The organism is uncultured Massilia sp. (assembly GCF_913773735.1).
In the GTDB taxonomy this organism is placed as follows: Bacteria; Pseudomonadota; Gammaproteobacteria; order Burkholderiales; family Burkholderiaceae_D; genus Telluria.
The window spans coordinates 15,974-27,644 of sequence record NZ_CAJYEB010000031.1; the positions used below are offsets into that span (position 1 = coordinate 15,974).

An 11,671-nucleotide genomic window follows, 5' to 3' on the forward strand; every position below is an offset into this window, starting at 1 on the left:
GTGCTTGTGCGCCGGCGCCTCGTCCCCCTGGCGCTGAACTGGCTGGCGTTCGGCACCTGCTATCCGCTGGCCAACCTGCTCGCGCACCGGCAGCAGGTGCGGCGCAGCCTGGCCACCGCGCTGGATGCCGCGATCCCCTTCCTGCCCTGGGCCATCGTGCCCTACGCCAGTTCCGGCCTGCTGTTCACCCTCGTATTCTTCCTCGTGCGCTCGAACGAGGCGCTGCGCACGGCCAGCCGCCGCCTGCTGCTCGCCACCGTCGCCGGCTGCCTGCTGTTCGCCGCGCTGCCCGCGCGCTCTAGCATGGCGCGCCCCGCCGACATCGGCGGCTGGCCCGCGCCGCTGTTCGCCTGGCTGGACCTGGTCGACCGGCCCTACAACCAGTGTCCTTCGCTGCACGTGGCCTACTGCGTGATCGTCTGGCTGGCATGGAAACCGCTTTGTCACGGCGCGCTGCGCTGGCTGCTGGCCGCCTGGCTGATGCTGGTCGCGGCCAGCACCGTGCTGACCTGGCAGCACCACCTGGTGGACGTCGCCGGCGGCCTGCTGCTGGGCCTGGGCGCCGCCTGGGCGGTGCGGCCGGGCGCCACGCGCCGGCACGGCGTCTCGTTCTACTACGGCATCGCGGCCGGCGTGCTGCTGCTGGTCGGCGTGGCCTTCCTGCGCAGCTGGGTCGCGGCCTGCGCGGCGGCCAGCCTGCTGCTGGTGGCGCTGGCCTACCGCCGGCGCCACGCCGGCTTCCTGGGCAAGCGCGCCGGCCGCCATCCATTATCGTCCTGGCTGCTGTTCTGGCCCTACCTGGCCGGCTACCGGCTGACCTGGCTGCTGGTGCGCCGGCGCGAGCGTGGACGCGCCCCCTTTTCGCGGCAGGCGCCGGGGCTGTGGGTCGGACGCCGGCTGGATGCGCGCGAGGCCGCCTTGCTGCCGCGCGGCTGCCACGTCGTCGACCTGTGCGGCGAGCTGCCGGAAACGGCGGCGCTGCGCCAGGCGCGCTACCACCATTTCCCGCTGCTCGACCTGCAGGCGCCGCGTCCGTCGCAACTGCGCCCGGTGCTGGCGACGCTGGCGCGCCTGGAGGCCGAGGGCCATCCCGTCTACCTGCACTGCGCCATGGGCTATAGCCGCAGCCGCCTCGTCTCACGACTCCATTTGCGAAGGAAACGCCGATGTCCCTCTCGATCTACCAGCTGAAACCGCGCTTCCAGCAATTGCTGCGCCCCCTGCTCGGCGGCCTGCAACGCAGCGGCGTCACGCCGAACCAGGTGACCGTCGGCGCGATGCTCCTGTCGCTGGCCTATGGCGCGGCGCTGGCCCTGCGCCCCGGCGCGACGGCGCTGTGGCTCGGCCTGCCCCTGTTCCTGCTGCTGCGCATGGCGCTGAACGCGATCGACGGGATGCTCGCCACGGCCACCGGGAACAAGACGACACTGGGCGCCCTGCTCAACGAAGTCTGCGACCAGGTGTCGGATGCGGCGCTGTACCTGCCCTTCGCGCTGGCGTCCGGCCCGTCGCCGGTGCTGGTCGTGCTGGCGGTGGTGGCCGCGCTGCTGGCGGAATTCTGCGGCGTGCTGGCCCAGGCCGTCGGCGCGCCGCGCGGCTTCGAGGGACCGATGGGCAAGAGCGACCGCGCCTTCGCCTTCGGCCTGCTCGCCCTGCTGTTCGCCCTCGGCGTCGCGCCGGCCTGGTGCGACGGCCTGCTGGCGCTGGTGCTGCTGCTGTCGGCGCTGACGGTGTTCAACCGCCTGCGCCGGGCGCTGCGTCCTTGCGCGCCAGCGAGACGGTGAAGATGCCGTCGACGCCGATCGCGGTGTCGACCTTGCGCGCGCCCGCCAGCGCCACCAGCGCATCCATCTCGGCCTGCGGGCGCGGGCGCATCTTCCACGGCGCGCCGCGGTGGTTGACCAGCGTGTAGGCGATCATGTCCAGCTGCGGATGCCAGGGCTGCGCGGTGTAGATCAGCCAGCCGCCGGGCTTGAGGCTGCGCACCACGCCCTGCAGCGATGCCAGCACCTGGCCGTTGTCGCTGAACAGCTCGTACAGGCCGGAGACGACGGCGATGTCGTAGCGCCCTTCCAGGCCGGCATAGCTGGCCGCGTCGAACGCGTCGGCCCGTTCCACGTCGACCCGCACCCGCAGCTGCAATGCGGCGGCCAGGCGCCGGGCATTGTCGACGTTGCGCTGCAGGTAGTCGCGCAGCAGCACCTCGATGGGCCGGTCCTGGAAGCGCTTGACCGTTTCCAGCACGTAGCGCGCCGAGCCGGCGGCGATGTCGAGGATGCGTAGCGGCTCCTGGGGCGGATGCGCCGCGATGCGGTCGGCCAGCATGCGCTGCAGCTGGGCCTTGCGCACGCGCACGCCGCGCCAGCCGACCGCGTCGAGGTAGCCGCGGTCGATGACCTTGCCCAGGCCCAGGCGCCCGCCGGCCTCGTTGCGGTACACGTAGTCGAGCGACTCGCCCGAATCGAAGCCGTGCGCGAGCCCGATGCGCATGCCGTCGCTGAGCGGCCCGAGCACGCCCAGCATGCGGCGCTGCAGGCCGAACCAGGCGCGCGTGGCGGCGCTGCCGCTCTCGTTACGCTCCAGCGCGGCGTACTGGCGCGCCGCGTGGCCGTCGCGGTCCGCCGTCGCATAGTGCGTGGGCGCCGCCGGCGCGGCGGCGCGGCAGTCGCGGATGAAATCCAGGCTGGCCTGGAGCGCGACCGTCGTGTCGCGCTCGTAGAACACGGCGTGGTAGCAGTCCTCCAGCCGCACGTAGCGCTTCAGCGGAGAACTCAGGCGCGCGAAGAACAGGCGCTGCGGCGCCTCCTCGACCACGTAGTCCTTGTCGGCCGCCAGCATCAGCACCGGCACGTCGATGGCGGCGGCGTCGCGCACGATGCGCTCGGCCGTGTCGGCCAGTTCGAGCAGGATCTTGGCCGAGATGCTCCTGGCGATCAGCGGATCGGCGCCATAGGCCTTCGCCTCCTGCGCCGAATGGGTCAGCATGCCGGGACGGATGTAGCTGGTGACGAACAGCGCCGGCTTGAACTTGCGCGCGAAGCGCAGCGCCGGCTTGGCCAGCGGGACGTAGAGCTTGATGCGGAAGGCCGCCGCCGCCATCACCAGGCCGCGGATGCGCGGCGCGTAGTCGTGCACCCAGGTCGCGGCCACCACGGCGCCGACGCTGTTGGCCACCACGATCATGTCCTCGACCGCGATGCCGTACTGCGCCGACACGTGGCGCACGAAGGCGTCGAGATCGCTCACCAGCGTGGCGAAGGCGGGCGCGTCGCCGCGCGCGCCGGGGGAGTGGCCGTGACCGCGCGCATCGTAGGCGAAAGCCCAGTCCTGGTGCAGGCCGAAGCGCTCGACCAGTGGCGCGATGCGGCCCGAATGCTCGTGGCCGCGGTGCAGGAACACCAGGGCGCGCGGCGGCCGGTCCTGCGGCGCCGCGCGCGGCTGCCAGGCGCGGAAGAACAGGCGGGTACCGTCGCCGCCGCAAAAGCCGGATTCGAACGTCGTCCAGGCGCCGGGTTGCTCGATCTTCATGATGGGGTTCCTTGTACGAGGGTGCGCAGCAGGCAGTACAGCAGCGGCGCGGTGAGGACCAGGCTGTCGACGCGGTCGAGGATGCCGCCGTGGCCCGGAATCAGCTGGGAAAAATCCTTGATCGACAGGCGGCGCTTGGCGCGGGAGAACAGCAGGTCGCCCGCGAACCCGGCCAGCGACAGCAGCAGCCCGAACGCGGCCATCGTCGCCGCGCCGGCCAGGTCGAGCCAGGCCCCGAGCGCGGCGCTGACGACCTGCGACACCACGATGCCGCCCGCCAGGCCCTGCCAGGTCTTGTTCGGGCTGACCGTGGGCGCGATGCGGTGCCGGCCGAACAGCTTGCCGGCGACGAACTGGCCGATGTCGTTCAGCGCGGTCAGGATGAACAGGTAGAACAGCCAGGCCAGGTTGGCGCGGGCGCCGAACGGCAGCGCCGCGAACGCCACCACGACCTGCATGGCGCCGGCCGCCGCCAGCAACAGCAGCCAGACCAGCCGCGCCGCATCGGGCCGCAGCCGGTAGCGCAGCAGCTGGATGCCGGCCGCGGCGCCAGCCAGCGGCAGAACCAGCGTGGGCCAGGCCCAGCCGACGCCGGCCAGGCCCAGCGCGACGGCGGCGGCGCCGAGCCGCAGCGCCGTGCGCCGGCCCGGATGATGCGCGTCGAGTTCGCGCGCCGCCAGCAGGCAGACCAGCCAGGCCAGCGCCTGCAGCCCCAGCGGATACGCGAGCAGCGCCAGCGTGACGAGCGGGAAGATGCGCCACCAGGCATTCACCTGGTGGCTCAGCATGCCGGGCGCGGCGCCGCGCGCCGCCACCTTGACCGACAGCGAGGTCGCCGCCAGCAGCCCGTACAGGGCGGTCATGGCGGCGGCGAGCGGCGGTCCGGCATCGAAGAAAGGCAGCATGGGGTGCAGTCAGGTGCGATTGGCCACAATGAAGTTGCAATGAAGTTGCAATTAAGAAATTATAACGAATTCAATGACAGCGGAGCGCATGCTCCCCGTTCTGTTTCGCGCGGCACATTTACTCACGATACAATGTTGGCTAGAATTTAATCACTATCATGATCCAGTGCAAGGACGACGTGTGAACCTGGTCAGAACGGTCAAGCTGTTGCGCAGGCAGAAAGACAAGGTCGTCCATTGCGAGATCGAACTGTGCGCCAGTCCCGGCCTGCCGGAACGCTATCTCGTCAACGTGCGCCAGGGGCGCATGGGCGAGGAGTGGCGCGAGTCCACCCGTACGCCGCAGCCGGTGGCGCTGGCCGCGGCGCAGCAACTGTTCGACCAGGCGCTGGAAGCGAAGCACGCCCAGGGTTTCGTCGCCCCGTCCGCCATGCCCTCCCCCACCGTCGAGGTGCCCGTTCCCGCGCCGCCGGTCCCCACCGAGGCCGACCGCACCCTGCTGCAGCGCCTGGAACGCGGCAGCTGGCGCGCGCTGTCCGACGCGCGGCGCAAGCGCACCATCTGGCGCATCGGCGAACGCCGGCTGCGCGCCGCCGTCCCCGTGCTGGTCGAGCAGCTGGAACGCGGCGACGCCCTGCAGGACTATTGCATCGCCTGGGCCATCGGCCGCTGCGGCGACCCCGGCGCACGCGCCGCCATGCGCGAACTGCATGCGCGCAGCCCGAGCGATGCCGTGCGGCGCGTGGCGCGGCAGGCCTGGCTGCTGCTGGCCGATGCCGAGGAACGCCATGACCATGCGCAGGCCCTGGTCGCCGCCTGGCCGGCCACCCTGCGCGCCAGCTGGGATGCCGGCGACGACGCGGCCATGCTGGCGGTCGCCATCGGCGGCGCGGGCTGGGCCGGCCTGGCGCCGGACGCCTGGCTCGAGCAGCTGGACCAGGTCGCCCAGGATCCGTCCATGGCGGCGCGCGCGCGTCCGCTGCTGCTGGAGGCGCTGCGCCGCGCGCCGCTGCGTCCCGGGATCTTCCGCGCCGTGCGCCACATCTACAAGATGGCGGAAATGCGCGCGGACGCCACCCTGTTCGCCCTGCTGCAGCGGCGCTTCGAAGCGACGCCGCACATGGGCGAGTGGGAAGTGCCGCATCCGCACCACTACCTGTTCGCCAGGGAAGCGGCGCATCCCGACAGCACCGTCGCCTACGGCATGCGCACCCGCGCCTACCTGCTGCGGCGCGGCTGGCGCACGCTGCGCCGCCTGGGCATGGACGGCGATCCGGATTTCGTGCCGCTGGCGCTGGCCGTGCTGGCCGACTACGACGACCGCGACGCCGGCAAGTCCTACGCCAGGCGCGGCCGCTGGGTCGACCGCTACGGCCACTGGCCGCTGTTCAACCACCTGTTGCGCGAGCGCGCCGGCCTGTCCCATTCGCCCTCCGGCCTGACCTGGTATGGCGACGCCGGGTCCGCGGCGGACCGGCGCATGGAAGCGTTCCCGGAAATATGGGACCGCCATCCGGACGCGCTGCTGGCCTTGCTGCTGCAAAGCCGCTGCGAAGGCGTGCACGTGTTCGCGGCGCGCGCGCTGGCCGACAACGCGGCCTGGTGCGCCGGCCTGGACGTGGACACGCTGCGCGCGCTGCTGCGTAGCCCGTTCGAGGCGAGCGCGCGCTTCGCGTTCGCGGTCGCACGGCGGCGCTTCGAACCAGGCCGGCCCGATGCGTCCTGGCTGCTGCTGTTCATCCAGTCGCCGCTGCCGGACGCCGTGCAGTATGCGCTCGACTGCATCGCGCAGGACCCCGGCGCGTATGCCGGCGCGACCGCGCTGGTCGTCGCCATGCTGGCGTCGCCGCGCCAGGCGGTGCGGCGCGAAGCCATGCTGCTGTGCCAGGCGGCGCTGGCGCTGCCCGGCCAGCCGGAGGCGATCGTGGCCGCCCTGCTCGACTGGCTCGACGACAGCGCCGACCTCGATGCGCTTCCGGATGCCGTGCCGGCGATCGCCGCCGACCTGGCACGCGTGCTCGAACTGCCCTTGCGCACCGCGGCGGCGCAGGCGCCGTTCACGCGCCTGCTGCACCTGCTGGGCCATCCGCTCGCCGCGGTGCGCGTGCTGGCCGGCCACTGGCTGTTGCAGGCCGGCGCCGCGGCCGCCCTGCCGCCGGCGCAATTGACGGCGCTGCTGCGCGACCCCGACGCCGCCGTGCGCGCGCTGGGCGTACGCCTGTTCGGCGCGCTGCCGGACCACGTGCTGGCGCAGCAGCTCGACCTGGTGACCGGCTTCGCCTGCGCGCCGGATGCCGCCGTGCGCGGCGCCATCGCGCCCGTCGTCGCGCGCCTGGGCGCCGATCCGACTCTGCGCGCGGCGCTGCTGGCGCCGCTGTTCGATGCCCTGTTCCGCAGCGAGACCGGCGACGGCATGCATGCCGACCTGCTGGCCTGGGTCACCGGCCCATTGGGGCAGGATCCCCTGCTCGCCGACCCCGACCTGCTGCGGCGCCTGCTGGCCGCGCGCAGCAAGGGCGCGCAAATGCTGGGCGCGGCGCTGATCGCGCGCTTCGCTCCCGCGCAATTCGAGGTGGCCGACTGGGCGGCGTTCGGCCGCAATCCCGGCATCGCGGTGCGCCGCTGGGCCTACGCCGCCTTCGAGGCCGATCCCGACCGCGCACGGACCCGGCTCGAGGCGGCGCTGCGCCTGTTCGACAGCAAGTTCGACGACACGCGCGCGTTCGCCGTCGACTATTTCGGCCGGATCTGCACCCGTGCGGACTGGACGCCGCTGGTGCTGCTGACCCTGTGCGACCATCCGGACGCCGCCGCCCAGCGCTTCGGCAGGGCGATGCTCACCGCCCACGCCGACGCCGCCGACATGGCCGAACTGGTGCTCAAGCTCGGCCAGCACCCGTCGCCCGCCATGCAGCTGTTCGTCAGCGCCTGGCTCGAAGACGCCTGCGGCGGCGACGTCGCGCGCCTGCGCCGCCTCGAACCCTATTTCCTCGCGGTGCTGTCCCAGGTCCATCGCGGGCGCGCCGTCAAGCAGCGCGTGCAGGCCTTCCTGCGCGCGCAGGCGATGCTGTCGGCCGACATCGGCGCCTTCGTCGCGCAGCTGTTCGCGCGCCAGGTGGTGACGATGGCGATCGGCGACAAGGCCCACTACATCGACAGCCTGCGCGCCATCCAGGCGCGCCATCCGCAACTGCCGGCCGTGCTGGACATCCAGGCGCCGCCCACGCTCGCCCCAACGCGCCCGCGACCATGAGATTCCACTACCGCTACTACGGCGCGACCGGCGTCGACGACAGCCCCGCCGCCACCGCGATGCGCTTCGTGCCGGACGCGCTGCGCCCGCCCACCTGGTTTTCCGGCGAGGTGAACCGGCACATTCCCTTCCGCGAGGCGATGTCGGCCCTGCACGAGGTCGTGGTCGCGGACCAGCGCTACCAGGCGCCGGACAAGAGTGCCTACCAGGCCTGGCTGGCGCAGAACGAGACGCAGTTGCTGGCGCAGTTCCAGGCGCGCTCGGACGCGCTGCGCGCGCGCCAGGCGCCGCTGCTGGAAGAACTCAGGACGCTGCGCGCGCGCCGGGAACAGGTGCTCAAGCCCTTCTACAAGGCGCAGGCGACATTCTTCGACTACCTCTACCGCACCGACCGCGCCATGTGGATTGTGCTGGACCCGGTCATCACCGTGCATCCCGACCGCGTGTTCTTCGAGTGCTTCAGCCGCGACGAGTCGAGCTATGCCGCGCTCAGCTGCGGCCACGAGATGTTCGACCGCGCCGGCGACTTCGCCTGCGGCACCACCAACATCGATTATTCGGAAGCGCTGTACGAACAATTCCAGAAGATCCGCGACTACAAGGCCACGCGCCTGACGATAGACCCGGGCGGCTTCCAGGTGCGTACGGCGGACGACCCGGGCTTCGTCGAGCACAAGATCGACGTCCCGGACAGCTGGGTGCGCGGCTTCCTGCAGGTGAGCAGCGCGATGAACCTGCCGGCGCACCGGCTCGACCTGCATCCGATGGACATCCACAACTTCTGCAGCGTGCTGCGCCGGCGCCGCGAGCGCGCCGGGCCGCGTGCGATCCGTTTCGTGCTGGCGCCCGGCGAACCGGTGCGCGCGGTCTTCGAGCCGTGGAACCAGGAAGTCGTGTGCCGGCGCTCGCCCTACCGCGGCGCGGCCGGCGCCGAGATCCGCATCTGGGGCCGGCGCCGCCTGCTGGTGCTGGAACGGCTGATCCCGCTGGCGCAGGGCTTTACCGTGCACCTGATGGGCGACGGCATGCCCAGCTTCTGGATCGCCGACCTGCCCGGGATGCGCTTCACGCTCGGCCTGTCCGGCTGGACCGCGAACGACTGGTCGCGCGCCGGCCAGTTCGACCTGCTGGCCCCGCGCGGCGACGTGGACGACGACAGCAAGGCGCGCGTGCATGCGGCGCTGGCCGCGCGCTGGTTCGCCAGCGCCGAACAGCTGGCGCAGGACACGGGCCTGGCGCGCATGCTGGTCGAGCGCGCGCTGACGCTGTACACCCAGGCCGGACGCGTCGTCTACGACCTCGCCCACGGCGTGTATCGCCTGCGCGAGCTGGCGCGCGATCCGCTGCCGTTCGCCGACCTGCGCTTTTCCAGCCCGGCGGAGCAGGAAGCGGCCACCCTGGTCGCGCTGCGTGCCGTGCAGGCCGGACCGGAGCAAAGCCTGCCGGACGGCGCCACCCGGCTGTCCGGCACGGCCCGCAGCGGCGAGCGGCGCTACCGCGCGATGCTGCTGCTCGACGCCGACCGGCGCATCGTCGACGGCGCCTGCGAATGCAACCAGTTCGTGCAGCACCGCCTGCGCCACGGTCCGTGCGCCCACTTGCTGGCCGTGCGCCTCGTGCACGCGCGGCAGGAGGCGCCAGCATGAGCACGATTGCAGGCGCGCTTGCGGCCGCCGGAACGCCGCGGCTATACTGGTCGCGACAGGCGCGGCGGGTCGGCTCTTGCAAACCGGACGGTGGATCGCCGTCCACGTATTCAGCCCTCCCCATGCGTCACTGGCACGCTCTTCACTGTGCCGGACTGACGCCGGTAGCGCGAGTCGGTGTGGATTCGCCGAATCACGTCAGCGCTACCGGCGTCGTCCGGCGTCGAGTTGAGCGCGCCAGTCGCCACGGCCCTTCGATGAGAATCCCGCCGCGCCTGTCTTCTTCCCACCGCCCCGCCAGGGGGCCATTTGCATGAACACGTCATCCACGCCGCCCACCTCGCGCGAGGCACTCCTGGCGCGCATCCGCGCCAGCTCGCGCAGCGCCGTCACGCTGGAGGAAATGCAGCGCCTCGGCTTCTGGCCCGCGGACGACCAGTCGCTGAGCGTCGAGGCGGAGCTGATCCGGCGCGAGACCGAACTGGAGCAGGCCTTGCAGGCCCTCGGACGCGAGCTGCGCGACGTGGAGGATCCGGTACAGGCCCTGAAGCGCATGCGCAAGGAGCGCATGGCGCAGGCCAAGATACGGCGCGAGGAAGCCCGGCAGCGCCGCGCGCGCGAACGCCACGAACGCGCGCTGGCCTGGCATGCGCGCCGCGCCAAGGAACTGCTCTACCTGGGCGCCGGCGTCTCGGCCGGCCTGAACGAGGCGCGCAGCGACGCCGACCGGCTGGCGCGACTGGCGCTGCCGCCGATGCACGACGCGCAGGACCTGGCCGCGGCGATGGGCCTGTCGCTGCACGAGCTGCGCTTCCTGGCCTTCGACCGGCGCGTCTCGCGCATCTGCCACTACCGGCGCTTCGCCATGCCGAAGAAGACGGGCGGCGAACGCATCATCTCGGCGCCGATGCCGCGCCTGAAGCGCGCCCAGTACTGGGTGCTCGACAACGTGCTGGCGCGCGCGCCGGTGCATCCGGCGGCGCACGGCTTCCTGCGCGGCCGCTCGATCGTCAGCAATGCCGCGCCCCACGTCGGCCAGGCGGTGGTCGTCAACGTCGACCTGAAGGATTTCTTCCCCTCGATCGACATGGCGCGCGTGCGCGGCGTGTTCCGCGAACTGGGCTACGGCAGGCAGGTCGCGACGACGCTCGCGCTGCTGTGCACCGCGGCCGTGACCGAGCAGGTCAGCGTGGACGGCGAAACCTTCCACGTCGCCACCGGCGCGCGGGTGCTGCCGCAGGGCGCGCCCACCAGTCCGGCGCTGACGAACATCCTGTGCCGCCGGCTCGACGCGCGCCTGCAGGGCGCCGCGGCGAAGCTGGGCTTCCGCTACACCCGTTATGCCGACGACCTGACCTTCTCTGGCGACGCGGCGGCGCGCAAGCTGGCCGGCAAGCTGCTGTGGCGCGTGCGCCGCATCGTCGTCGCCGAAGGCTTCACGCCGCATCCGGACAAGCAGCACGTCATGTGCGCCTCCGAACGCCAGCGCGTCACCGGCATCGTCGTCAACGACAAGCTCACGGTCGACCGCGACACGCTGCGGCGCTTTCGCGCCACGCTGTTCCAGGTGGAGAAGGACGGCCCGGCCGGCAAGCAGTGGAACGGCAACGAGAATGTGCTGGCGGCGCTCGAGGGCTATGCGCTATTCGTCAGGATGGTCGACGCCGCCAAGGGCGCCCCGCTGCTGGCGCGCGTGCGCGCGGCGCGGGCCAAGTGGAGCGGCCAGGAAGCGCCGGGGCCGGCCGGCGTTGCGGGTCGGCGCGGCCAGGCGTTCAGGCAGCTGTCAACGCAAGGCGAGGCGCCCTGGGAGGGTTTCTGGCAAGCCGGCGCAACGCCGCTGCCGGTGCTGGAAAAAACGCAGGAACAGGTCAGGCTGGAGAAGACCGCGGCACGGGCGCCGACGCGGGAAGACGCGGCCGCGCACGTCGAAGCCAGGGCGGCCGTGGCCGAACCGGTGCCCGTCCCCGCGCTCAAGAAGCGCAGTGTGGGACCGGCCTTGGTCGTGCAGGTCATCGTCATGTCGCTGCTGGCGCGCGGATTCCAGAACATGCTGCCGATCCTGTGCGGCCTGGCCCTGTTCTCGTTCTCCCTGCGCGATGGCCAGCCGCACTGGAAACGCTTCGGGATCGTCATGGCGATCGTGGCGTTGCTGTTGGCGCTGACCTGAGCCGTCGCCCGGCGCAGGCCGGGGTATGATTTTTCAGGGACACCGAAACGCAAAAAGCCCGCTCCAGATCACTGGAGCGGGCTTTCGCTTAATAACTAGCCTGACGATAACCTACTTTCACACTGGTTGCAGCACTATCATCGGCGCAAAGTCGTTTCACGGTCCTGTTCGG

Annotated in this window: 7 protein-coding genes; 5 read left to right on the forward strand and 2 right to left on the reverse strand. The window is 71.8% G+C overall.

What is annotated here, in order from left to right; translation table 11 throughout:
• Both QZ749_RS15565 and QZ749_RS15570 read left to right on the forward strand, forming a co-directional pair.
• Positions 1 to 1,191: a phosphatase PAP2 family protein gene (locus QZ749_RS15565; protein ID WP_296948742.1), complete on the forward strand. Its 1,191-nt coding sequence runs from the start codon at positions 1 to 3 to the stop codon at positions 1,189 to 1,191.
• Entirely contained in the window at positions 1,167 to 1,784 is a 618-nt protein-coding gene (locus QZ749_RS15570) for a CDP-alcohol phosphatidyltransferase family protein (protein WP_296948743.1), read from the forward strand. The genes QZ749_RS15565 and QZ749_RS15570 overlap by 25 nt, the downstream gene beginning before the upstream one ends.
• Here QZ749_RS15570 and QZ749_RS15575 read toward each other — a convergent pair.
• Both QZ749_RS15575 and QZ749_RS15580 read right to left on the reverse strand, forming a co-directional pair.
• Positions 1,735 to 3,528: a bifunctional alpha/beta hydrolase/class I SAM-dependent methyltransferase gene (locus QZ749_RS15575; RefSeq protein WP_296948744.1), complete on the reverse strand. Its 1,794-nt coding sequence runs from the start codon at positions 3,526 to 3,528 to the stop codon at positions 1,735 to 1,737. The two genes, QZ749_RS15570 and QZ749_RS15575, sit on opposite strands and share 50 nt — an antisense overlap.
• Positions 3,525 to 4,433, reverse strand: a complete 909-nt coding sequence (locus tag QZ749_RS15580) for a phosphatidate cytidylyltransferase (protein ID WP_296948746.1) — start codon at positions 4,431 to 4,433, stop codon at positions 3,525 to 3,527. The genes QZ749_RS15575 and QZ749_RS15580 overlap by 4 nt, the downstream gene beginning before the upstream one ends.
• 181 nt (positions 4,434 to 4,614) lie before the next feature.
• On the opposite strand from QZ749_RS15580, the gene QZ749_RS15585 reads away from it, so the two are divergent.
• From QZ749_RS15585 to QZ749_RS15595, 3 genes are all read left to right on the forward strand, one after another.
• Complete coding sequence (locus QZ749_RS15585; protein ID WP_296948748.1) at positions 4,615 to 7,686, forward strand: hypothetical protein; 3,072 nt, start codon at positions 4,615 to 4,617, stop codon at positions 7,684 to 7,686.
• Positions 7,683 to 9,332: an SWIM zinc finger family protein gene (locus QZ749_RS15590; protein ID WP_296948749.1), complete on the forward strand. Its 1,650-nt coding sequence runs from the start codon at positions 7,683 to 7,685 to the stop codon at positions 9,330 to 9,332. The genes QZ749_RS15585 and QZ749_RS15590 overlap by 4 nt, the downstream gene beginning before the upstream one ends.
• A 313-nt stretch (positions 9,333 to 9,645) precedes the next feature.
• The gene (locus tag QZ749_RS15595) at positions 9,646 to 11,499 is read left to right on the forward strand and encodes a reverse transcriptase family protein (protein ID WP_296948750.1); all 1,854 of its coding nucleotides are present in this window, start codon (positions 9,646 to 9,648) and stop codon (positions 11,497 to 11,499) included.
• Positions 11,500 to 11,671: the final 172 nt, after the last annotated feature.